This is a genomic window from Tolypothrix sp. FACHB-123, from assembly GCF_014697075.1.
In the GTDB taxonomy this organism is placed as follows: Bacteria; Cyanobacteriota; Cyanobacteriia; order Cyanobacteriales; family Nostocaceae; genus Aulosira.
Window position 1 is genome coordinate 111150 of the sequence record NZ_JACJRE010000017.1, and the last position, 24946, is coordinate 136095.

A 24946-nucleotide genomic window follows, 5' to 3' on the forward strand; every position below is an offset into this window, starting at 1 on the left:
GTTGTCACTCCCATAATATTGCGGTGAGACACCGAGTATAAAAATAGCTATGTTGTCTAATTTAGAATTAATGCGAGTTTTTGTTTATAACTCCATGCAAAAACAAGAAGTCTTACTGTCTAACCCATTTTTGACGGCGCAAACAGTCTATCAAACCACCCAACTAATGGCAAAAACTGAAGGTGTGATTGCAACCGCCGAATTAGCTCATACACCATCATTATTCCTAATTAATGCAACTTCGTCCTATTGGGAAATTATGAATGAGGTATTAGCTGACTATAGCTATATTCTCACAGGTGAATTAGATCGTCGCGGTTTCTATCAATATCGTTACTGTCAAGTACCTAATGGCTATAAAATGCACGGTACGAAATCGGTTTTTCTCTGGCGAGCTTGGTGGAGATATCGTAAATATGCTTTACAATTAGGAATTCCGTTAGAACTGCTGATCCGGACACGAGATGCATGGTATCCCATCCGAGATTTAACTATTAGCGACGGACTTCTATATATTAAAACTCTAGGAAATGAGATAGCAGTACATGGAGATGATCTCATAACTTGGTTAAGCAAAATTCAGCCCAATTCCTACAACCTTACCAACACGACAATTCTTCAGAAAGAAGGAGAATGATTTTATACTAAATTATGAAGTTTGCGCCTCAACTAAATTCTGTTGAGGTTTTTTGGAGGTTTTTGATGAAAGGACTCTGGCTCGAAAACAACCAATTACAATTACGTACTGATATTCCCATTCCCGAACCACCAGCAGGAGAAGCCTTGGTGCGTGTTTTGCGTGCAGGGATTTGTAATACTGACTTAGAACTGCTCAGAGGCTACTATCCCTACAGTGGTGTTTTAGGACATGAGTTTGTTGGTGTTGTTGAACAAGGGCCAGAAAACTTACTTAATCAGCGAGTAGTCGGTGAAATTAACGCTGTTTGCGGACATTGTCGATTTTGCTTGAGTCAACAATCAACTCACTGTGAAAACCGCACTGTATTAGGTATTGTCAATCGTCACGGAGCTTTTGCTGAATATCTCTGTTTACCGATCGCCAATCTACATACTGTACCCGATAATGTGCCTACAGAAGTAGCAACATTTACCGAACCCTTAGCCGCAGCTTTAGAAATTCAGCAGCAGGTAGAGTTAAGCACTAACCAACTAGTACTGGTAGTAGGAGATGGTAAACTTGGGCAACTGGTAGCGCAAACAATAGCGCTGACAGGTTGTGAACTTTTAGTAGTAGGTCGCCATCAAGATAAACTTGCTAATCTAGAAGCGCGAGGAATTAAAACGGGTTTAGCCGCTGCTGTTAAAGATAAATATTTCGATATTTCTGTAGAATGTACAGGAAATCCCGAAGGATTTGCGATCGCTCGTCGCGCTTTACGTCCTCGCGGTACATTAGTCTTGAAAAGTACCTATGCAGGGAACCTCAGCTTAGATGCTTCGTCTTTGGTTGTAGATGAAATCACTCTGATTGGTTCCCGTTGCGGCCCTTTTGCTCCAGCACTCCAATTACTCGCCACAGAGCAAGTGGACGTAAAACCATTAATTCAGGCTCGCTATCAACTCAGCGAAGGTTTAGCAGCTTTTGAACATGCTCAGAGTCGAGGAGTTCTCAAAGTTTTGTTAGAAATTGGTCAATAGTCAGTTGTCAGTTGTCAGTTGTCAGTTGTCATACCAATCCGCATTGTGATACGTAATTAACATTTTGTAGGGGTGGAGTTTCCCCGCCCTTGTGTGGGTTTCAATGTTAAGTTTTAGATTGCAATTCGGGATCAGTCAACCATCAACAGTCAACAGTCAACATCCCGTTAATAAAACATGGGGTTGGTTTTCGCATGAAAATCGGTACAATTAATCGCCTCTTCTGTATTGGCGCGAGAGGGATGTACAGTGCATTTGAGGCGATAATCAGCAGTGAAAAATTGACAATTAGTACAAGGTATTTGATGCATTTGCTTGGCTTTATTCACGCTATCTCGCGCAGCAGCCCAGAGGCTCCAAGCACCGAGAATAATTACAGACCAAGCAGTCACAAAGCAAATAGGAACTAAAAAAGGCTGAATCCCATGAATCAGATAAAAAATCAGTTGCAGCATGGCAATTTCTCATATTAATGCCAATCTAAAAAATCAGGTGACAGATGAATTAATTAGGAGTGGTGTTTTTCCTAAACGGCAATCTCTGACAAGCAATCATTCCTGAAATTGGCATAATTAAAAATTAGGAGTTAGAAGTAATTTTAACTCCTAACCCCCAACTCTTAACGTCTAGCTCAGGATGTATAAATTAAATACCAGCGTGACCCAGGGCTAAACCAGCCACGAGCATTCCTAATACAAGAAAAGGTTGGGCGCTGGCTTGGTATTTCACATCGTTCTTTAAAGGATCGCGCAAGAAATACATGTCCTGAAAGGTGATTTGCGGCAAAATTAACAGTACAAGAATTGCTGCATATAAATTTTCATGGATGCTAACTAGATAGGCAGCAATTAATCCTTGAAATACATCAATCATCACTACACATATCCAGGCTGCGGTAGTCACGCCAAACATTACAGGTAGTGATTTTAATCCTAATTGGCGATCGCCTTCTACGCTCTTGAAGTCGTTAACAATGGCAATCCCCAATCCAGCTAAACTGTAAACTAGGGTGATTACCATAATTTTCCAGTTCAGTTCTCCAAACAAAGCGTGACCAGCCCACCAAGGTAAAGCAATATAGCTTGCTCCCAAGGCGTAATTTCCTAACCAGCCGTTTTGCTTCAGCTTCAGCGGTGGTGCTGAATAGATGTAGGCAATAAAAGTACCAAAAATAGCCAGTACAGTTACATTGGGAAATTCATGACCAGCCCATAAATCCAGCACGTAGGCTAAACCAATTCCAGATAATAATAATACAACTATCTGCGTAATTACCTGGGGTACAGAAATTGCCCCAGAGGGAATAGGACGGTAGGGTTCATTGATGGCATCAATTTCGCGATCGTAAAAATCATTGATGGTTTGGGTGTAACCCGTCAACAAAGGGCCGGAAAGCAACATACAAGCCGCTGCTTTCAAGACATTTTCCAGCGTCCAAGTGTAGTTACCAGAAGAAGCTGCACCGCAAACTACACCCCAAATTAGGGGAATCCAGGTGATAGGCTTCATCAATTGCAACCGGATCTTCCAAATAGAAGTTTCTCCCGGTGCTGCGCCTTTCATCCCCAGTAATTGTCTAGTTTTCGCACTGCGGTCATCGGCAACTGCTGTGATTTCTTCGCTGGAATTAACTGCGTCTAATGCTTCCGCCGGATTGGAATTTGGGGTAATGGGAGTTAAATCAGACATAAGATAAATTTGGCATAGGGTATGGGGCATTGGGCATTGGGCATTGGGCATTGGGCATTGGGCAATTCAATTTTGGATTTTGGATTTCCGATTTTGGATTAGGTTTAAATCTAAAATCCGTCTTGAAAAGTGACGCTCCTGCGTCGCTAACGCTGCGCTAACAGATCGCCGGAAGCCGGTGCTCGACTTTTCGCAAAATCTAAAATTCCTAGTCCCTAGCCCCTAGCTCCTAGCCCCTAGTCCCTAGCCCCTAATCACCGATATCTATAACTTAAAACGAAATGATCAAATAACTATTTTGAAACTTCGCCCCAGTGATGGGTTTACCACTGAGAGAGGGTGGGAGGTCAATATTGCGCCGTTGGTCGCCGGCTTCTACTGTTACTTCTGGGCCGTACTGGGTTAGCTTGACTTGCTTTTTATCAAATCCAGGTAGGAATAAGCGTACCTGACGGTTGTGGACATCAATTTCAATGGGTTTTGGTGCTTTTATTGCTTCCTGGACAAAGTCTGGTAGGGCATCCATAAGCGATCGCCATTCACCAGCCGATGCATCAGGTACTACACTAATGGGTAAGGGGTTAAATTCCTCTGTAAGATTTTGGTTACCGTCAGCAGAGACAACAATAACACCACCAACGGTAACACCTATTTGCTGTGCGCTACCCCACAAATAGCGGCTGCTAGCTACCTCAATGGGTTCTGGCGTAGTTACCAAAAAAGCAGCAACGCGCCGGGGGTCAGCCACAGCAGCTTTACCCTTTTCAAGGAAATTATTGACTTGATTAGTCGGTTGAGAGAAGTTATCTGCTGTCCAATTAAAATTGAACAAAGTGCTAATCAGCGGTTGAATCAAGGGCGATTCGGCAATTGTTTTGCCTAAATCAGAGTTAACAAATAATTGCCGAAAGCGGCGCACATACCAGCTCAAAGACTCTGGTAATCCCAACATCCGCAAGCTAGAAGCGTCACCTGTGCCATCGTAAACAATCACATCATATTTGCCAGAAGCATCATATTCACGGATTGCATTGAGGGCAAGGGCGTTATCCATCCCTGGCAATACTACCAATTCTTCACCATAAACATCTTTAATAATTGGTGTGCGGAGGTATTGCGCCTCAAGCTTTTTGACTTCTTCCCATTGGCGTTGTAGTAGTACAGATGCTTGAAACTGTACTACTTGCAAATTAGGAGCAATTTCTTGAGGGTCGGATGTTAGGGTTGTATCCAGCAAAACGGGTAATGCTGGTTCTGCCAGTCCGGCTAAAAGTACGCGCTTACCTTGGCTAGCCAATAATTTGGCGGCAGCGATCGCAATTTTGGTACGAGCAATGCCGCTTTTGCCCAAAAATGTCAATATTAGGGTCATGACTTGATTTCCACCTTACCGCCGATTGTTGTCAATTCCAACTTAGCACTCGGCAAATCTTCTTAACTTCCGCCTACTGTACGACTCTCAGTTCATCTTCAAAAAACCAAGTAGATGAATTATCGTCAAATTGTATTACTACACCCACACCGCTACCATCGGTGACTTTGTAGCCTAAAACTGTGCCAACTTCTCCTAATCTTTTCACAATTGGGGGAGAGACGCGATCGCGCAAACGAACTACCTTAACCTTCTGTCCGATTTCCATGCCTAGATACAATGCAATAAACCAAGTCTCAGTTTAACTGAATCCGTGCCTCATCTGTAATAGATTTAGGGCAATGAGGATGTGTGCATAAATGCGATCGCCTTTGGCCTTACAGCAGATTATCAGCTTCTAGACATCGCTCCGGATTAACCCCGATAATTTGAGTTAATTTATCGAATGAGCCGAACACACAAGTTTGATTTCCGATAATTATCAACTTGCTTTATAGTTCATTGATAGTATAATGACTCAGTTAATTAGGACACTATATGTCTCTAAATTTGTTATTGCTATTAAAATGCAATAGGAACTTTCATAATTAACTAGATTCATAAATATCAATTGAATAGGTAACTATTAAGCAAGAGAGGACGCAGGAATTGCTACGAAAAATCCAGAGATTGATGCGTCATATTGGCAAAATCAGGCGTATCCTACCAGTAGACGAAAAATTATGGGTGAAATTTGATTTACTCAGAACTTTGGTGAGACGGGATTTAGAAGCACGATATAAAGGTTCTGTATTAGGTAATTTATGGCCTTTATTAAATCAGATCTCACAATTACTAATTTACACCTATGTATTCTCAATAGTCTTAAAACTCAAAATAACTCTTAAAAGTTTACCTGACAACAACTTTACTTTTGGATTATGGTTGTTTGCTGGGTTATTACCTTGGATTGCATTTACAGGTGGATTACTTCAATCTGCTAATTCAGTAGTTACTCAACCAAACCTGGTTAAAAAAGTAGTTTTCCCCTTAGCTTTATTACCTATAGTCCCAATTCTTTCCACATTTATTGAAAGTTCTTTGGGCTTAATGGCATTAATTTTCTTTGTAGCCTTAAGTTCCCATACTTTACCTACTACTTTGATATTATTACCATTAGTTTGGTTAACCCAGTTATTATTAACAGCCGGGTTAGGTTATTTAGCAGCAGGACTAACTGTATTTTTGCGGGATATTCCTCAAACATTAGGAGTAGTTTTAAATATTTGGTTTTATATCACTCCACTTGTTTATCCAGCCTCAAATATTCCCGAACAATGGCGAAATTGGATATTTTGGTTGAATCCCATTGCCGCGATCGCTGAAGTTTATCGTGATTTAATCTTAGCTGGGGAAGTAAAACATTGGGGCGAATGGGGAGTAGCCTCAATAGTTGCATCTATACTGTTTGTAAGCGGATTTTTAGTATATAAACGGTTGCGTCCAGCCTTTGCCGATGTATTGTAAAAATATTCCCACAATTCTCTAAAAAAATTTCCCAAAAATTGCGCTATATTCACCACATTCAACTAATTAACTGTATTAACTAACTTCTCAATCAATTTCTAACACAAGTCTAATTTATATTTATTAAATTAAACTGTGAAAGTTTTAATTATTTATAACTACTATATGGAAACAGAAATTGCTATTTCTTTGAAGAATATCTCAAAGTGTTATAAACGATATGCCCGTCCTGTAGATAGACTTAAAGAGATTTTGCTACCAGGAAAAAGCTATGCTCAAGAGTTTTGGGCACTCCAAGATATATCTTTTGAAGTCATGAAAGGCGAGACAATGGGTATCATTGGTCGCAATGGCGCAGGTAAATCTACCCTCCTACAAATGATTTGTGGTACTTTGACCCCAACAAGTGGAGAAATTCAAGTCAATGGCACTGTTGCTGCACTATTAGAATTAGGCGCAGGATTTAATCCTGAATTCACAGGGCGAGAAAATGTCTACATGAATGGAGCAATCATTGGTCTTTCACAAGAACAAGTTAATGAACGCTTTGATAAGATTGCTGCTTTTGCTGATATCGGAGATTTTATCGACCAGCCTGTCAAGACTTATTCTAGTGGGATGTATGTTAGGTTAGCTTTTGCCTCAGCTATTCATGTGGAACCAGATATTCTCATCGTTGATGAAGCGCTATCCGTCGGCGATATGTTCTTTCAAGCTAAATGTATGGCGCAGATGCAGCAGATGATGAATGCAGGGACAACTGTTTTATTTGTTAGTCATGATATCGGTTCAGTAAAAAGCTTATGTCAAAGATGTGTGTTTCTTGAACAAGGAAAATTACAAAAAATAGGTAAAGCCTCAGATGTAGTCTCTCTTTACACGGGAATTATTCACAGTGAAATAAATCAAGAATTCAAAGTACTATTAGCAGATAAAAAAGGTAAAACTGAGATAGGAAAAACTATCCCAAATCAAAGAACACCACAATTTAGTGGAGCTACCGACAATTCCGTCATTTCAGAAATATTTGTATCTATTGACCAAGAAGTTCAATTTGCTGAAGGTAATCATCGCTATGGCGAAGGTGGAGCCAGAATATTAGATATTAAGCTATTAAATAGTCAACATCAACCTACAGAACAACTTGAATTAAAAGAAGATTTTACTATTCAGGCTTCAATTCGGTTTGAGCAGGAGCTACCTACTTTTTGTTTTGGCTATTTAATTAGAGATATCAAAGGCATTGATCTGATTGGAACTGTAACATCTATTGAAAGAGTTAATATGCCATCCGTTTCCACCGGAGAAGTGTATGTAGTAGAAATGAAGTCTCAAAATATGCTCAATGCTGGTATCTATACCTTGACATTTGCAGTAGAAAGACCAATTATCTTAAATCAACAGCATATTTTTTTAGATTGGGTCAATGATGCTCTAGTTTTTCAGGTTAATATACCTGAAGATCCTTTAGATCGTTTTGCCTCTAAAATTTATGTTCCTGCCGAGATTAAATACCAGCAATTAAATACTTGATTTGTCAAGGGAAAGATATTTTATGATTAGTGAAACCGCCGTTGTAAAAACTCAATTTATTGGCAACAATACCGAAATTAAAAACTTTGTTGTTATCGCCGCAGATGTACATATAGGAAATAATGTTATTATTCATCCTCATGTAACTATAGAATCCGGTACCATTATTGGTGATGGAGTAGAGATATTTCCAGGAGCTTATATTGGTAAAGAGCCAAAGGGAGCAGGTGCAACTTCAAGAAAATTAGAGTTTGCGAAAAAAATAGTCATAAATGAGAATTGTTCAATTGGGCCAAACTGCGTAATTTATTATGATGTAGAAATTGGTCGTAATACTTTAATTGGTGATAATGCTTCTATTCGGGAAGGAGTTAAAGTGGGTGAATTCTGTATTCTTAGTAGGGGAGTTACAGTAAATTACAATACTCGCATTGGTAACCGCACAAAAATTATGGATCTCAGCCATATTACAGGCAATTGTGAAATAGGCGAAGATGTATTTATTAGTGTTTTAGTTTCGACAACTAACGATCGCGCTATTGGTAAATTAGGATATGAAGAAGAACGTATTCAAGGGCCGAAAATTAGTAATAAAGTAGCGATTGGTGCAGGTGCTAATATTCTTCCAGGCGTCAATATTGGTGAAGGTTCTGTGATTGCTGCTGCATCTGTAGTCAATAAAGATGTGCCAGCAGGCAAAATGGTAGCTGGTAATCCAGCGCGTTTGATTAAAACTCTTAGTGAAGAATGATTAAACAGGAACTCTTACCACTTACCAGCCTGAGATTTATTAGTGCATTCTGGGTTTTCTTATTTCATATAACATTGCGATGGCCCTTGAATTTGCCTGTTCCTGTTGCTAATATTCTTTCCCAAGGGCCATTGGGAATGTCAATTTTTTTTATTCTCTCAGGCTTTATTTTGACATATAACTATTTTGAAAAAGAGCCTATAAAAGAATATCAAGCTTTTGTAATTAAACGCTTTGCCAGAATTTATCCAATTTATATAATAGTTAGTCTGGCAACTTTACCCTGGTTTGTTATCCCTCAAAGCCCAACCCATACAAGCCATGATATTGTTATTTTTCTGACATATATCATAATAGTAATTTTAAATATATGCTTATTACAAGCATGGTTCCCCTCACTTTTTAACTATTGGATTCATGGCAGTACTTGGTCTTTGTCGGTGGAATGGTTTTTTTATCTATTATTCCCCTTCATCCTTTCTTTCATCAAAAATTTAAAACCTAAATTATTAATAAAGCTGCTATGGATTTTATATTTTTTATCGCTTGTACCAGGCTTAATATTCATGTCTCCTCTGGAGCCTAAGCCATTATCATCCGCAGTTTACGCTCTGCCAGTTTATAGGTTACCAGAATGTATTATAGGAATGATAGTTGCTATTTTCTTTATCAAGAAAATTCAGCAACATAAACACCCAAAAGCTATAAATACTAAGTTAGTATCTTGCTATTTATTATTAGCCATTTATTTAAGTTTATTTGCAAGAACTTTACCTTTAATCTATGTAAGCCATAATTTTCTTGTTATTCCTATACTTGCTTTAATTATCTACTATTGTGCCCATCTATCCCAGGGATTCATTTATAAAATATTATCAAATAAGTTTTTAATTCTATTGGGAAAAATTAGCTATTCTTTTTATTTGGTGCAATCTATACCAATATTTTTTGTAGAAAAAAATCATAAATTGATAATTGCAATTATCCCCTGCTTGGCAAATCATTATATTTTAACTATTAGCTTGATTATTGTTAATTTATTTATATCTTATTTAGTTTATTCTTTTTTAGAAGACCCATGCCGAAAAAAGATCCTAGAAATTGCTAAAATTAAAAATATCCTTAGATCCATCTAAATGATTTACAGTTAATCATTCAAAAAATATTTTTAACAAAATTTAAATTCCTGCTTATTAGGTATTATTTGACATTTATGCCTGTAATTATTAAAATTAAATATTTATCAATAGAATACTTATATGATTGACAAATGTAAAATTATTGAATTACCTAAAATTAAAGATCCGCGGGGGAATTTGACTTTTGTAGAAGGTGGCAAACATATCCCATTTGATATTCAGCGGGTTTACTATTTATATGATGTTCCTGGTGGTGCCGAACGGGGTGGTCATGCCCATAAAGAATTACAACAACTGATTATTGCTATGTCAGGTAGTTTTGATGTTCTTTTAGATGACGGCACTGAGAAAAAGCGTTTTTACCTTAATCGCTCTTATTATGGCCTATATATTTGCCCTATGATTTGGCGAGAACTGGACAATTTTTCATCTGGATCTGTTTGTATGGTTTTGGCTTCTAACTTCTACGATGAAGCTGATTATTATAGAGATTATCAAGAATTTTTAGATAATTTAGGCACAAAAATATGATTGAAGTACCATTTATTAATATTGATGCTCAATATGCAGAATTAAAAGAAGAATTGGACGCCGCTTACCGACGGGTTATGGAGTCTGGTTGGTATATTTTAGGTAAAGAATTAGCAGCATTTGAAGCAGAGTTTGCTGCTTATTGTCAAACAAAATATTGCATTGGAGTTGGCAATGGTTTAGAAGCTTTACATCTGATTCTGAGAGCCTTAGATATTGGCAATGGTGATGAAGTAATTGTACCAGCAAATACTTACATTGCTTCTTGGTTAGCTATTTCTTACGCAGGCGCAACACCAGTACCAGTAGAACCAGATGAGCATACATATAATATCAATCCTTCATTGATTGAAGCCGCAATTACAGAACGTACAAAAGCTATTATGGCAGTGCATCTGTATGGTCAACCAGCTGACATGGATGCAATATCTGAAATTGCTACACGCTACAATCTCAAACTCATAGAAGATGCTGCTCAAAGTCATGGCGCACGTTACAAAGGACGACGAGTAGGTAGCTTGGGGGATGCAGCTGGCTTTAGTTTTTACCCAACTAAAAATCTTGGGGCGATTGGTGATGGGGGAGCAGTAACAACCAATAATGCTGATTTAGCAGATAAAGTCCGTTTATTGCGTAACTATGGTTCCCGCATTAAATATGAAAATGAAATTCAAGGGTTTAATAGTCGATTAGATGAACTACAAGCAGCATTTTTAAGAGTTAAATTAAGCAAACTTGATCAATGGAATACTCGGCGTGTGAAGGTTGCGGAACAATACCTGAAAACTCTCGTCCAATGTCCCAACTTAACTTTACCAATTGTACCTGATTGGGCGGAACCAGTATGGCATTTATTTGTTGTGCGTTATCCTCAACGCAAGATTTTGGAACAGCATTTAAGCCAATGCAGTGTTGGTACGCTGGTTCACTATCCAATTCCTCCTCATTTGTCTGGTGCATATAGTGTAAACAACTGGCAAAGAGGTAGTTTTCCCATTACTGAGCAGCTGTCTCAAGAAGTGTTGAGTATACCAATGTCATTTCACATGACAGATGAACAAGTGCAGATAGTAATTAACAGTTTTATGGAGGTGTTTTAAGTGGCAGTCAGTACACCTTTAGTTAGTGTTGTGATGACTACCTATAATCATGAAAAGTATATTGCTGAAGCAATTAAAAGTGTTTTAGAACAAACATTCACAGATTTTGAATTGATTATCATTAATGATGGTTCTAGTGATAACACTGATAAAATCATTAAGTTATTTTTGTCAGACAAGAGAATCGTTTATATTCATCAAGACAATCAAGGCCCCAGTGTGGCTGTTAATAACGGTATATTAACAGCCAAAGGAAAGTACATTGCTTTAATGTCTGGAGATGATATCTGCTATCCTGAGCGTTTAGAAAAGCAGTATCAATATTTAGAGACAAGCGGACAAAAAATAGCTTTTTCTTGGGTTGATTTTATTGATGATAATAGTCATCTAATTCTTGGCAACCATTTTGCTAAAAATTTCTTTAACTACCAGAACAAAACTAGAGCAGAAATGCTAAATACCCTATTTTTTAAAGGTAACTATCTATGTAGCGTTACTGCATTTATAGAAAAAGATGTTCTTTTAAAAGCAGGTTTATTTCACCTATCATCAATTCAATTACAAGATTTTGATATGTGGATAAAGTTAGTCAAGCACTATGAAATTTTTATACTTACAGAAAAGTTAATCAAGTACAGAGTTCGCAGCGATGGGCAAAATTTAAGCCATCCAGATAGTAATTCTATACGTACTTATTTTGAAAAATATCAAATATATAAAAATGTTTTTGATAAAGTACCAATTGACTTATTTAAAGAAGCATTTGCTCAGAATTTGCAACGGGATGATTTTCAAGATGGCATCGAATATGAGTTAGAAAAAGCATTTTTATATTTAAATACCGATTTAACTTTTTTCCGTAGTATCGGCGTAGAGAAATTGTTTCATTTGCTACAAGATAATAATATTTTATCCGTTGCTAAAGAAAAATATGCTTTTGGTTTACCACAGTTATATGAAATCACCAAAAATATTGACTTAACAAATAGTCTAGCTATTACATCAATCGAAAGTAGTAAATTTTGGAAATTTTATAGACTATTGGTTAAACTCAAATTAAAATTAGGATGGCAATAATTATTTACTCGCTTGTTATCTATCCTGTGTTTTAATCTGCTGTTGAAGAGAAATATTTTGCCAGCAGTATTAAAGACTACAGCTTGATTCATTATCTTTTCTTCTTGCATCTCTAAGCCTGATTAGTTTTATCTAATTAAAAATCACACAACTGTAATCACTTAAACCTAATCTTTGACTTCAATGAAAATTCTTTTTCTTTCAGATTCGTATATGCAAGATGGATCGTTTGATCCTTTTAGAAAAGAAGTATTAGAAACTTTGTCTTTATATGCTAGTCAAGTTAAGGCAATTATTACAAATCACTTTTTACATAATAATAGTGCTGAAATTAAATTTTTCCAGAATTTTCGGAAGGTAATAGATGAGGTTCAAGAATTTAATCCTGATGTTGTATTTTCCCTGAATCGGGCAGGATTAGTCAAATCTTTGATAGATGTGATTTCTCCTGAGGCTATCTACATTACTTGGTTTATAGATTCTTACGAGAGAGTACCAGACAAACTCCTGCAATTTACTAATAAAGATATTGTTTGGTTGACTGGCTTAGAAGAATATGCTGAAAACTTTTGTAATCGCTACAAAGTTGATAAAAGTCAAATAGTATTTTCACCTTTTGCTACTAACACTAATGTTTTTAAACCCGACAATCAGGAAAGAACAATTGATGGTTGTCTGGTAGGGACAGCATTTTCTAATGAATCTTTTGTAGAGACATTGAATGAGATTGCTAATGATGTAGAAGCTAGGGAAGCTTTTCTTCAGGTATTTGAGTCTCATAAACAGAATTATATTTTTGATATTAAGCAAGCTTTAAAAGATAAAGGCTATCAAAGATATGCGGAAAAATCCAAAGAAATTTGGCAGATGATATTTGACGATCAACTTTCAATCGAAAAAAGAATTAGATTTATGAGTGCTTTAAATAGGTTTAATATTAAAATCTATGGAGAGCCTAATTATTTATGGATTAAATATTTAAGTATTTGTCAAAGTAGTCTTCTGAATAAGTATCAATACAGTCCCATAAAAACTGCACAAGATTTAGCAGCGCTATATAATATCTCGAAAATAGGCATAAACATTCTGCATCATCAAGCATCAAATCACTCTTTACCAATTCGTGTATTTGATTTAATGGCTTGTAAAACATTACTTATCACAGAGAAAACATCTAAGAATGCTCTAGAAAGAATAGGATTTAAAGAAGATATTGATTTTGTTTGTTTTGAAAATGAAAAAGATTTAATAGATAAGTTTGACTTTTACTTAAATAATGATGTAGCTAGAGAGACAGTTACTGCATCTGCTCATTTAAAGGTGGAAAAATATCACAGTTTAAAAACTAGAATAGAAGAAGGAATTTCAAAGTCCTTAGGACAAGATTGTGTGTTGTCAGAATCTAAAAAAGGTGCAATAGAAATAATTTCTTCTCCTTTGTTTCAGCCAATGTCTCTCTCAGAAAGAAAGCACTACTTACGTGCAATCAAGAAGAAGTTTCCCAAAACTTGGGAATTTGTCAGGCTGAACGCACTAAGGTTAAAAATATTACGTTAGTAGTATTTAATATATCAAGGCATGAGGGGTGATGCTTATAGGCTTACCTCTCTTCTATGCTGTATTTGTTATGAAAGTAGGCTGATATAGCCAATGACGATATGGTAAATAGATATTACTCTGTTAATTTAGGCGATCGCACTGGCTAATTAAATCAAACTCTCACTGTAAATCTTTGGGGTAAATTATTAGTATAAATTATTTTAAGGCTTGTGAGTAATAATTTAAAATTATTATATAAATGAAAAGTGATAGAAAAAGTTGGTATTATTTTAGCGACCTACAATCCGCCAATTGAATTTTTTCAAAAACAGATTGATTCTCTGCAAAATCAAACTTGGCAAAACTGGATTTGTCATATTGTTGATGACTGCTCTGCGCCGGAATCTCAAGCAGCCATCAAAAAAATTATTGGAGATGATTCACGTTTTATTTGTCATTTCCACGATCGCAATCTCAAACACTACTATAATTTCGAGCGCGGTTTGCAATACTGCGCTCAAGATACCACAATTACAGCATTTAGCTTCTGCGATCAAGATGATATTTGGGAAGCAGATAAATTAGAAATTTCGCTAAAAAAACTACGTTCTGAACAAGCTATTCTAGTTCATTCAGATTTGCAACTCATCGACAGTCACGATCAAACTATACATCTTTCTACATGGGATTTTGAAGGACGTAAACCCGAAGCCGCTACGATAGAATTATTACTACTTCGTAATGTTGTCACTGGATGCTCTTTATTATTTTGTAGTTCGCTTCTCCCTAAAATTTTACCTTTTCCCTATCAAGATGACGTTGGTTGGCATCATGATTGGTGGGTAGCAGTAGTGGCAATGCAAATGGGTAAAATAATTCATATTCGCCAACCTTTAATTCGCTATAGGTTACACAACTCAAATACAGTAGGAGCAATTCAAAATGCAGGTAAAATAAACAATGAATTATTATTATGGATAGCGAAAAAGTATCGAATTAGGGGTAAAAGCTATTTAATACACAGTAAATTAAGCCAAGCATTTTATCACCGATTCACAGAAAAATTAGGTTCTGAATGGTTTAATCCTTTTGACGATCAACGGTTAGATTTTGGTTTAGGTATTCTCCAACTGCTATATAAAAGTTGGCAAAAAGGTTATGGTGCTGAAGGTATAGCAGTGCGAATTTTAATTTTTAAGATAATATTTGATATTCAGCAAATTCAAAAATATTTATTTAAGAATTTGTTCCAAGATTAAAATAAGAATGTCAACAAAATATGAACTATCAGCATCAGACTTCAGTATCGATTATTTTAGTAAATTATAATGGCATAGATGTTTTACCGGATTGCCTAAATTCTATAAATAAATTTATTAATATACCTAATTACGAAATTATTATTGTAGATAATAACTCTAGTGATGGTAGTCCAGAATTAGTTGCTGATAAATATCCTCATATCCGTTTAATTAGACAATCACAAAACCGTGGTTTTGGTGCAGGTAATAACGCTGGCGCTAAAGTAGCAAATGGAGAATTTCTGTTTTTACTAAATACTGATACAATCCTTAAAAGTGATATATTACCACATTTGCTTGAGTTGATGTATGCAAATCCAAAAGTAGGAATTATTGGGACAAAATTATTAAATCTAGATGGAAGTTTGCAAATTTCGGTTTCCCCATCAATAGGAATTAAAGGCGAATATCAAGCGCGTAAACTGCATCAAGCTGCGCAAAATACTGCTCATCTAAACTTACTTGAGCAGAAATTCCAAGAAATTCAAGAAGTAGATATTGTGGTGGGTGCTGCTTTTTTTATTCGTGCTAGTCTATTCCATACTTTAGGTGGATTTGATGAAAACTTTTTTATGTATTTTGAAGAATCCGATTTATGCCAAAGAGCGCAAAATCAAGGATATAAAATAATCTACACGCCTCATGTATCTTTAATTCATTTGAAAGGTTACTCTGTGCAGAAGTCTGCAAATGCTATGTCTATTGAATACAGACGCAGCCAACTTTACTATTATCAAAAACATCGCCCTATTTGGGAACAAATACTATTGCGATTGTATCTTTTTACTAAATTTTTTAAAGATTGGATTGCTACAGCTAATCCTAATTGTTGGGAAATTATTATATTGTTATTTCAATTCAAAAAACCTACTGTTCCAAATTCAGGAACTCAGTAAAGCTTCTGTTTAAATTTTTATGTCTAATTTATGCCCATACTAGCTAATTTATCGTTTGCTCCAACGCAACCAACTGGTTGGTTAAGTTATAGTCTTAATTTATTACCAGCATTAAAAAATTTAGAGATAAATGTATTAAGTCCAATTGAGATTGCAGAGATAAAATGTTATAAATCTCCTAGTAATATTACTACTGAGTTTGGGATAAAAGGTCATTTTAAACGCTTGCTTTGGACACAATTTTATTTGCCAAAGTTTTATCAAAGGCTTAAATCTACACTTTTATTTTCTCCTATTCCTGAAGCGCCGTTATTTTCTAACTGTTCTTATATTATTACTGCGCATGATTTAATTCCTTTAAGGTTTCCACAATACTTTTCGCTAAGTCAAAGGATTTATTGCAATTATTATATTGCTGCTGTTAGTCAACAATCAGAGCATATAATATGTAATTCAATAACTACGGCTCAAGATTTGATTAGTTTTTTAGGGGTTTCTGAAGATAAAATTACGCCGATTCCGTTGGCGTATGACAGCAATAATTTTTTGGATTTAAATTTACCAAAGCAAAACTATTTTCTTTATTTAGGAAGACATAATCCTCACAAAAATGCTGCCCGTTTAATTGCGGCATTTGCAAATTTACCTAATAATAGTAATTACGAACTTTGGTTAGCTGGCCCATCAGATAAGCGTTATACTCCAACTTTACAAGCACAAGTTGAGGAATTGGGTATTGCTAATCAAGTGAAATTTCTGGATTATATCGCATACAGCGAATTATCAAAGATTATAAATAGTGCGATCGCACTCGTTTTTCCTAGTCTCTGGGAAGGTTTCGGTTTACCTGTCTTAGAAGCAATGGCTTGTGGTACTCCTGTAATTACTTCTAATATCTCCTCGCTTCCAGAGGTAGCTGGCGATGCGGCGATTCTCATCAATCCTTATGATACAGGGCAGATTACAGATGCTATGCAGGCGATCGCTAATGATTCAGGATTGCGATCGCGTCTTTCGGTTCAAGGAATCGCTAGAGCCAAGGAATTTAGCTGGGAAAAAACCGGAAAAGCCACTGCTGAAGTCTTATCTCGCTATTTGTAGTCGCAAATGAGGAATAGAGAACTTGGTAAAATTAATCTGTAAATCTTCAAAATCTGCTATATGACTACATCAATCGAACTACCTAGTGGCAAAATCTTGAATATTACTCGTTTTATTGCACTGCTTCCAGTTAGCGATAATGGCGATAGTAGTTATCAATTGATTTTAGAAGGATATCCCCATCCTATTAATTTAGAATCATTGGATGCTCAGGCTGTAAAAAAACTGTTGCAAATAGATAAAGACAATACAGTTAGCAATCATCAATCAGGATGGGATAAAGAAGAACAAATTCGGAAAAATCAACGCGCTATGGAATGGTTCGCTAAACAAATGGAATATTACAATAATATATCTGATTCAGAAGCGATGGAAAGACAGGAATTTTTTGAAAGGTTTAAACAAAGAGTCGATGCTGAAAGACCAGAGGGACAGAAGCTATATTCAGAATTATGATAGTTTTTATTGACTCCAGTGTGTTAGGAATTCTTGCCAACCCCAATAAGCTTGGCGAAGTGCGCGACTGTTGGGAATGGATTTATAGATTACTTGCAAAAGGTGTATATGTTTGTTCTTCTCAAATATGTGATTTTGAGGTGAGAAGAAGTATGATACTGGAATCTCAGCTAAAACTTTCTTTCAATCACATTGCCAATTTAGATCAGCTACAAGAAATGATCTCTTTCTTACCCATAACTTCAGAATTACTGAAAAAAGCATCTGTGCTTTGGGCGACTGCTCGTAGTCAAGGTATTCCTACAGCAGATAACAAAAGTCTTGATGTGGATATAATTATTTGTAGCCACTGGCAAATGTTAAAAGAAGAATTTCCCGGTCGTTATGTTGCGATCGCTACTACTAACGTGAAACATTTAAGCCGCTTTACCGAAGCGAAACTCTAGAGGGATATCAGCCTATAAACGTAATTTTTGCACAATCTAGAACAGTTATCTAGTAAATCTGACGATGAAGATGGAGTTTTAACTTTCGCTTCAATCAACTACCAATTTCGCCATCGCCAGATTTGTAAATAAGTCCACTTGGACAATCAATCAGATGAGAAATTTTTCCCTAATTTCATAATTACGAATTACGAATTACGAATTACGAATTACGAATTTTCTAAGGTGTTCCCACAGCACCAGAGTAAATTAAACCCCGTTGCATATCCAAAGTTAAAATTGCTCCATCTCTAATTACTTGTGTTGCTTTCTTCACGCCCACAATTACTGGAACGCCAAGACGCAAACCAATAATTGCTGCATGACAGGTAAGGCTTTCGTCTTCTGTAATAATCCCGGATGCTTTGCGAATTGCATCGACAAAATCAGCAGAGGTACGAGGAGCAACTAATATATCTCCAGGATTAAAGTTGCTTGCATCCATTCCTGTATGGGCGACTCTGGCGCGACCGCTAACACAACCTTGTCCTAGTCCAATTCCCTGACCGAGAATCGCCGTTACCACTTCAACTTTAATTAAATCTGTGGAACCGGAAACTCCTTGGAGTGTACCGGCTGTCATCACCACTAAATCACCTTCTGTTAATAGTTTATTTTCCTGAGCGACATTAATCGCAGCTTGAAAAGTTTGACCAGCTGAAGGTAATTCTAAAACTAATAGTGGCTTGACTCCCCACACCATTTGCAACTGTCGCGCAACGTTGACATGGGGTGTAATTGCCAAAATCGGTGTTTGGGGACGGAACTTAGAGACATTCCGGGCAGTTGCGCCAGTTTGGGTTAAGGTCATAATAGCCGCCGCACCTAGCTGTTCAGCAATTTGTCCGACAGCTTGACTAATGGCGTTAGGAATGGAACGTCTAGTATCCCTCATTAAACGATTAGCGTTTTGCCGTTCCTCTTGTTCAATCCGTTCGGCAATTCTCGCCATCGTTGCTACAGCTTCTACCGGGTAACTACCTACAGCTGTTTCATTGGAAAGCATGACAGCATCTGTACCATCCAAAATCGCGTTTGCCACATCCGATACTTCGGCGCGAGTGGGACGGGGGTTACTCACCATGCTGTCTAACATTTGCGTAGCAGTGATGATAGGAATCCCCAAGCGATTGGCTGTAGCAATTAGTCGTTTTTGCAGTACAGGTACGTCTTCTGCTGGTAATTCAACCCCTAAATCGCCTCTAGCCACCATGACACCATCACACAAAGCCAAAACGGCTTCCATTTGTTCAATGGCTTCGTGTTTTTCGATTTTGGCAACTACCGGTACATTCTTACCTGTGCTAGAAATTAACTCTTTAATTTCCATGATGTCCTGGGGATTGCGCACGAAGGACAACGCTACCCAGTCTACGCCCTGATCTAGACCAAACATCAGATCCTCGCGGTCTTTGTCGGTCATAGCTTTAATAGAAAGGTAAACTCCAGGGAAGTTAACACCTTTATTGTTAGAAAGTTTACCCGCTACCGTTACACGACAATGCAGATCGCCTTTATCGCGGTTAATTTCCTCGACTAGCATTTCTACTCGTCCATCATCGAGGAGAATTTTGGCACCAACGGGGACTTCTTCAGCTAAGTAGTCGTAGGTGACACAGCTAATTTCTTGTGTACCGATAATTGGGCGATTAGTTAAAGTAAAGCGATCGCCTTTTACTAAAACTATAGACCCATTTTCAAACCGCCCCAAGCGAATTTTTGGCCCTTGTAAATCTTGGAGAATTGCCACTGGCTGATTTAGTTCAAAAGCGGTTTGCCGAATTAAGCGGATATTACGTTGATGGTCATCATGACTTCCGTGGGAGAAGTTTAGCCTTAGTGTCGTTGCACCCGCTTCAATAATCGCTTTGAGCATTTCTGGACTGCTAGTGGCAGGCCCAATCGTAGCAACAATTTTTGTGCGGCGTAGAGAATCTCTTAATTGCATAGGGGCTGATTCTAGGATCTATCTAGGAAACCATCGTAAATTAAGCAGCAGTTTTATTTCCGTCACTTGCTATATCAATCAAGATGACAGCAGCGACAAAGGGGAATAAAGGCTAGTACAGCTGGGTAGAAGACTCAAGATTAGGAACTAGGAGCTAATGTCTAAGGATTTTCCCCTAGAATCGCAGTCATTGAATAATATATTCATTATGCCAAGCTGTATTAGGGCTACAAAGCAGTGGGATAGACTTGTTATCGTACACCATAGTTGGTTCCATCAATCCCTGAGGCGATCGCCTGACTTTGCCATTCTCAGGTATTGTTAAACTCCTACTCCTAACAAATACTCAAGTCTCGTTGGCAATCATAGCTTGATTTATCTACACCATTGACAATAATGCTGAGACAGCTTGCGATACAAAAATTTATAAAAGTTTATCATTTACTAATATTTATCGTATATTCGTAATATTTGATAGCGTAAGGAGTTCATAATGCTCACGTCGGAGGCAAAGAAGCCACTGACAATCCCACCTAAGGAATTTTTAGCGCCTCCAGGTGACTTTAATCCGACAATGCTGCTGTTTTTTGTCGCAATCACCATGCTTGTGTTGTCTAACTTTGGTTACTGGCTGTGGGAATGGCCGCATTGGCTATGCTTTATTATTAATACCTTAGCTTTGCATTGTTCAGGGACAGTAATTCATGATGCTTGTCATCAAGCAGCCCATCGCAATCGCATCGTTAATGCGATGTTAGGACATGGTAGTGCGCTCATACTGGCTTTTGCTTTTCCAGTATTTACGCGCGTCCATTTACAGCATCACGCTCATGTGAATCATCCCAAAGATGACCCAGATCATTATGTCTCCACAGGCGGGCCGCTGTGGCTGATTGCCGTTAGGTTTTTGTATCATGAAGTATTTTTCTTTCAGCGGCAACTGTGGCGTAAATATGAACTACTAGAATGGTTCATCAGCCGTTTAATAGTCGTTACAATTGTTTATATTTCCGTTCAGTATCACTTTTTAGGCTATGTTCTCAATTTTTGGTTTATACCAGCCTTTATTGTGGGCATAGCACTGGGATTATTTTTTGATTATCTACCCCATCGTCCATTTGTCGAGCGCGATCGCTGGAAAAATGCTCGCGTCTACCCTAACCCCATTCTCAATATCCTGATTTTGGGGCAGAATTATCACCTAATTCATCATTTGTGGCCTTCCATTCCCTGGTATAACTACCAACCTACCTACCATTTGATGAAACCTCTGTTAGATGAAAAAGGCTGTTATCAAACTTCAGGATTATTGCAAAAGAAAGATTTCTTTGAGTTTGTTTACGACATATTTCTAGGCATTAGGTTTCATCACCATAAACAAACTGAAAATTAACCAAAAGTTGCCAAAAAACTCAAATTAATTCATCTTTGAGCTTGCTATTAACCATTAACCTGGTTAATAGCTTTCTTTCTATTGGCTGACTTTACTGCTATTTATTTTCTTTTTCCAGTAGGGATACAATAAATAATTATCGATGAGGTTGTTGTGGAGAAAACCCATGAACCGCGAACCCTACCCAAGCGAATTAGCAGAACGCCCAAAAACCAAAATTTGGATCTGGACTGCTTTGGGGTTGCTAATTACTAACTTTGTTGTCGTTGGGATTGTAGCGTTCTTGATTCATAGAGATAGTGTGCAGCCTGATCCTCAGCCGTCAGCGTCTCAACAAAGGCAATTATAATTACAGTTCAACGCGATTCCTTTGGTAATTGTAATCGCAAATCTTGAATTTGCGGAGCAGGAGCTACTATTTGTACAGACCAGTAACTAACAATCATTAAAACTAACCCGGAAAAGACACCTACTGCTAAACCAATGAGTAAAGCAGATGGTTTTGCAGCAGCAGAAACAGTAGTATTTTCTGTTTGGCTACTATGATGATTTTGCACCAATGAAGCATCTGGAAAATCATCTATTGGCTGGTAAATTTTAGTTGGTGGTAACAGAGTTTCTGAGAGAATAATATCTCTACTTTCTTTATCTAAAGATGCTGATTTTTGATCTGGATAAGCTAGGTTAGAATCTTCTTTAGTTAAAGGTATTTGTTTTTTTAATTCCAGTTTGATTGACTCAGAAAATAAAGCCGAATCTTCCTTGAGGGAATAGAAATTATTTAGTTCTAGTAATGCATCTAATGCTTCTTTGGCCGATTTATATCGGTCTTGAAAGTGGTAGCGTACCATTTTATTGAGTACTGCGGCTAATCCACTACTAACTTGTGCTAAGTGTAGCCAAATAATTTCACCTGTATGTGAATTTTCTGATAATTGTGTTGGGTGTATTCCTGTTAATGCTTGAATACCAATCATACCCAGAGCATAAATATCGCTATTAAGGCGTGGTTTACCTCGCTGTTGCTCGTTAGGCATATAGCCTGGTGTACCGATCGCAATGGTAGTGTATTGTTCAATAGGTGTAATAATAGCTGTTTTATCTTGACCTCTAATTAAGTGATTCCAAATTGGCTTAACAGCACCAAAATCTATTAAAACTAAGCGATTATCTTGCTGGCGTCTAATGATATTGTGCGGTTTAACATCTCGATGAATTAGCCCATGACTGTGCACAAAATTGAGGATAGTCAATACCTCATACAACATCTGAAAAACTTGAGTTTCTGACCAGCATTTTCCTGGTGTTAGTTCTCTACTCAGCGGATGTCCTTCGATAAATTCTTGTACTAAATAAAACTCAAGGTTTTCTTCAAAATTAGCTAAAAGATTAGGTACTAGGTCATAGTTACTGAGTTTTTTCAGTGCGTCTACTTCTCTAGTAAACAGCCGTCTGCGTATTTCTAGGGGAATCGAATATTTACTACTAGGTAAAAAATGTTTAACAACACGGTTGGGATGATGGGGAAAGTAAGTGTCTTGGGCCTTGTAGGTTTGACAAAATGCTCCTTGGCTCAAAACTTCAACAACCTGGTAGCGATCGCCTAGTAACTTGCTGCTTAACATGTTACGGTTTTTGTGAAGGCTGTCATTAAGTAATCTTACTTAAAAATCTTTTGAATAATCATAAATATAAAGTTTTATTCAAGAAGTTAACCGTAATTTAGCGGAAGTATTATCTAATCTTGATGAAGATTACATTCAGTATCTCTCAGAAAATTAGAGAATAAATTAAATAAGCACTTGCTTCAAAGATTAACCTGTTTCTTGATTCTATCTTACTGAACACTCACTCATATTACAGGAAGACACAGAAGATGACTAATGATAGCAGGAAACGTGTTCCCCTCAGCCAAGACGCTGTACAAATGATCAGAGGTCTAATTATTGGCGAACTTGTGACAGTTGCAATCATTGGTGGACTTTGGTTATGGCTGAGACCACGCCTACAAGTCGATAACGGTGCTTTGTCTTCTACAAATCGCGATAAAGTAACTACCTCAGCCCTTACTGCTTCTAGCTTTAATACTGTAAAAAATCTTCCCATAGGTTCATTTAACTACGGTGGTAGTACAGCCTGGGCACCAATCCGACAACTAGTAGATTCGCAAATCCAGGTACTACGTCCAGAGTTACAGTTGCGTTACGTCAATCCGACTAACGCTAGCCCTGGTTCTGGCTCTGGTATTCGGATGTTACTTGATGGAAAATTAGATTTTACTCAATCTTCTCGTCCCCTCACAGATGAAGAAAAAAACCTAGCGCAACAGCGAGGTTTTGTTTTAGAAGAACGTCAAGTGGGAATTGATGGAGTAGCAGTAGTAGTCAACCCTGCACTCAAAGTTTCTGGCTTGACTGTCGATCAATTGCAACAAATTTATTCAGGAAAAATTACTAACTGGAAGCAGGTAGGCGGTGAGAATATTCCTATTACTCCCTTTTCCCAACATCCAGAAAATGCTGATGTGGTACTAAGATTTGGTAAACAAGTTTTAGATAAGCAGTCCCTTAGTTCTAATGTGCAGTATGTTTACTCAACAACAGAAGCACTACGCCGGCTAAACCAAACTCCTGGGGGAGTATATTACGCTTCAGCCAGAGGAGTAGTGCATCAATGTTCAGTCAAACCTCTACCTCTAGGCGTAACTAGCACACAACTAATTCCCCCCTACCGCGAACCTTTTGTACCAGCAAATGATTGTCCCCAAAAACGCAATCAGCTGAATACAGAAGCCATCAAAAATGGTACTTACCCCATGACTTCTAAATTATTTGTAGTGATTAAGCACAACCAGGGTAAGGAACAACAAGTTGGTGAAGCTTATCTGAGACTTTTAGCAACCGATCAGGGACAACAGGCGATTGAGCAAGCTGGGTTAATTCCCGAAAGAAGTCAGGAACCATTGGCTAGAGGACATGTCAAGCGAATGGACTAGGATAAAAAATTTTCTTCTCTTCCAATCTCTGCCTTTTTCAAGCTAGCTATTCATGAGAAAATCATATAAATAAAGATAAAAGCATAGTACTTTCGCTGATAACACTCTAGGTAGAGGTAGTAATAGCAGGATTTTAATGGTTCTTTAGTACTTGTTATGCTAAACTAACAATCAAAATGCCAGTTTAACAAGCATCTAATTCGGAAGTTTTCAAAGTTTCTAAATCCATAAGCCGAGCGTTTTATTAGCTTGAGCTTGTTATTGATACCTTCTACAGCACCACTAGTTGTCCCATTATCAAAATAAGCAATAATTTCATCAAACCAACGAATAATAGTATTATTGCTATTTGGGAAATATTTTTTAGCCCTCGATAGCCACATACCTAGTTTAAATACTCCCGTATACCAATCCTTAGTCTTATTAAAGATTGCTCTAATTTTTTCTTTTAGTTCATGCATTACTTTCAGAATAG

25 protein-coding genes are annotated in these 24946 nt (G+C 37.3%); 18 read left to right on the top strand and 7 right to left on the bottom strand.

Going from position 1 to position 24946, the window contains the following annotated elements; all coding sequences use genetic code 11:
- The first annotated feature begins 49 nt into the window (after positions 1–49).
- A complete protein-coding gene (locus H6G41_RS13805; RefSeq protein WP_190746745.1) occupies positions 50–637 on the top strand; it encodes a hypothetical protein in 588 nt (195 codons plus the stop codon).
- 65 nt (positions 638–702) lie between these two features.
- On the top strand, positions 703–1659 hold the full coding sequence (locus H6G41_RS13810; protein WP_190746746.1) for an alcohol dehydrogenase catalytic domain-containing protein: 957 nt from the start codon (positions 703–705) through the stop codon (positions 1657–1659).
- 167 nt (positions 1660–1826) lie between these two features.
- Here H6G41_RS13810 and H6G41_RS13815 read toward each other — a convergent pair whose 3' ends face one another.
- The 4 genes from H6G41_RS13815 to H6G41_RS13830 form a co-directional block, all read right to left on the bottom strand.
- A complete protein-coding gene (locus H6G41_RS13815; RefSeq protein ID WP_190746747.1) occupies positions 1827–2114 on the bottom strand; it encodes a hypothetical protein in 288 nt (95 codons plus the stop codon).
- 190 nt (positions 2115–2304) lie between these two features.
- Entirely contained in the window at positions 2305–3348 is a 1044-nt protein-coding gene (chlG, locus tag H6G41_RS13820) for a chlorophyll synthase ChlG (protein ID WP_190746778.1), read from the bottom strand.
- 271 nt (positions 3349–3619) lie between these two features.
- Positions 3620–4720, bottom strand: a complete 1101-nt coding sequence (locus H6G41_RS13825; RefSeq protein WP_190746748.1) for an ArsA family ATPase — start codon at positions 4718–4720, stop codon at positions 3620–3622.
- Between the two features lie 73 nt (positions 4721–4793).
- Entirely contained in the window at positions 4794–4988 is a 195-nt protein-coding gene (locus H6G41_RS13830) for a DUF2862 domain-containing protein (RefSeq protein WP_190746749.1), read from the bottom strand.
- Between the two features lie 404 nt (positions 4989–5392).
- On the opposite strand from H6G41_RS13830, the gene H6G41_RS13835 reads away from it, so the two are divergent.
- From H6G41_RS13835 to H6G41_RS13895, 13 genes are all read left to right on the top strand, one after another.
- Positions 5393–6226 carry an ABC transporter permease gene (locus H6G41_RS13835; protein WP_199316161.1) on the top strand — a complete coding sequence of 278 codons (834 nt, stop codon included), beginning with the start codon at positions 5393–5395 and terminating at the stop codon, positions 6224–6226.
- A gap of 135 nt (positions 6227–6361) precedes the next feature.
- On the top strand, positions 6362–7759 hold the full coding sequence (locus tag H6G41_RS13840; RefSeq protein WP_190746750.1) for an ABC transporter ATP-binding protein: 1398 nt from the start codon (positions 6362–6364) through the stop codon (positions 7757–7759).
- A gap of 22 nt (positions 7760–7781) precedes the next feature.
- The gene (locus tag H6G41_RS35755; protein WP_190746751.1) at positions 7782–8510 is read left to right on the top strand and encodes an N-acetyltransferase; all 729 of its coding nucleotides are present in this window, start codon (positions 7782–7784) and stop codon (positions 8508–8510) included.
- Entirely contained in the window at positions 8507–9646 is a 1140-nt protein-coding gene (locus tag H6G41_RS13850) for an acyltransferase (protein ID WP_190746752.1), read from the top strand. Before H6G41_RS35755 ends, H6G41_RS13850 begins: the two co-directional genes overlap by 4 nt.
- A 123-nt stretch (positions 9647–9769) precedes the next feature.
- Positions 9770–10180, top strand: a complete 411-nt coding sequence (locus H6G41_RS13855; protein ID WP_190746753.1) for an FdtA/QdtA family cupin domain-containing protein — start codon at positions 9770–9772, stop codon at positions 10178–10180.
- Complete coding sequence (locus H6G41_RS13860; protein WP_190746754.1) at positions 10177–11280, top strand: DegT/DnrJ/EryC1/StrS aminotransferase family protein; 1104 nt, start codon at positions 10177–10179, stop codon at positions 11278–11280. The genes H6G41_RS13855 and H6G41_RS13860 overlap by 4 nt, the downstream gene beginning before the upstream one ends.
- A complete protein-coding gene (locus H6G41_RS13865; protein ID WP_190746755.1) occupies positions 11281–12357 on the top strand; it encodes a glycosyltransferase family 2 protein in 1077 nt (358 codons plus the stop codon).
- 213 nt (positions 12358–12570) lie between these two features.
- The gene (locus H6G41_RS13870) at positions 12571–13914 is read left to right on the top strand and encodes a glycosyltransferase (RefSeq protein WP_190746756.1); all 1344 of its coding nucleotides are present in this window, start codon (positions 12571–12573) and stop codon (positions 13912–13914) included.
- 248 nt (positions 13915–14162) lie between these two features.
- Entirely contained in the window at positions 14163–15155 is a 993-nt protein-coding gene (locus H6G41_RS13875) for a glycosyltransferase (RefSeq protein ID WP_190746757.1), read from the top strand.
- Between the two features lie 20 nt (positions 15156–15175).
- A complete protein-coding gene (locus H6G41_RS13880; protein WP_190746758.1) occupies positions 15176–16093 on the top strand; it encodes a glycosyltransferase family 2 protein in 918 nt (305 codons plus the stop codon).
- Positions 16094–16123: 30 nt separating this feature from the next.
- On the top strand, positions 16124–17194 hold the full coding sequence (locus H6G41_RS13885; protein WP_190746759.1) for a glycosyltransferase family 1 protein: 1071 nt from the start codon (positions 16124–16126) through the stop codon (positions 17192–17194).
- Positions 17195–17254: 60 nt separating this feature from the next.
- Positions 17255–17650: a hypothetical protein gene (locus H6G41_RS13890; protein ID WP_190746760.1), complete on the top strand. Its 396-nt coding sequence runs from the start codon at positions 17255–17257 to the stop codon at positions 17648–17650.
- A gap of 152 nt (positions 17651–17802) precedes the next feature.
- Positions 17803–18096: a hypothetical protein gene (locus tag H6G41_RS13895; RefSeq protein WP_242037922.1), complete on the top strand. Its 294-nt coding sequence runs from the start codon at positions 17803–17805 to the stop codon at positions 18094–18096.
- A gap of 220 nt (positions 18097–18316) precedes the next feature.
- Here the strand turns inward: H6G41_RS13895 and pyk are convergent, their stop codons facing one another.
- Positions 18317–20083: a pyruvate kinase gene (gene pyk / locus H6G41_RS13900; RefSeq protein ID WP_190746762.1), complete on the bottom strand. Its 1767-nt coding sequence runs from the start codon at positions 20081–20083 to the stop codon at positions 18317–18319.
- A gap of 493 nt (positions 20084–20576) precedes the next feature.
- Here pyk and crtR point away from each other — a divergent pair, with 493 nt between their 5' ends.
- Both crtR and H6G41_RS13910 read left to right on the top strand, forming a co-directional pair.
- On the top strand, positions 20577–21476 hold the full coding sequence (gene crtR / locus H6G41_RS13905) for a beta-carotene hydroxylase (protein WP_190746763.1): 900 nt from the start codon (positions 20577–20579) through the stop codon (positions 21474–21476).
- A 166-nt stretch (positions 21477–21642) separates the two neighbouring features.
- Positions 21643–21825: a hypothetical protein gene (locus tag H6G41_RS13910; protein ID WP_190746764.1), complete on the top strand. Its 183-nt coding sequence runs from the start codon at positions 21643–21645 to the stop codon at positions 21823–21825.
- A gap of 7 nt (positions 21826–21832) precedes the next feature.
- On the opposite strand, the gene H6G41_RS13915 is transcribed toward H6G41_RS13910, so the two are convergent.
- Entirely contained in the window at positions 21833–23101 is a 1269-nt protein-coding gene (locus H6G41_RS13915) for a serine/threonine-protein kinase (protein ID WP_190746765.1), read from the bottom strand.
- Between the two features lie 251 nt (positions 23102–23352).
- Between H6G41_RS13915 and H6G41_RS13920 the strand changes: the two genes are divergently transcribed.
- Positions 23353–24471 (top strand): substrate-binding domain-containing protein, encoded by a 1119-nt coding sequence (locus H6G41_RS13920; protein WP_190746766.1) that lies wholly within the window; start codon positions 23353–23355, stop codon positions 24469–24471.
- Between the two features lie 164 nt (positions 24472–24635).
- On the opposite strand, the gene H6G41_RS13925 is transcribed toward H6G41_RS13920, so the two are convergent.
- On the bottom strand, positions 24636–24946 hold a 311-nt coding region (locus H6G41_RS13925; RefSeq protein WP_190746767.1), incomplete at its 5' end, for a transposase.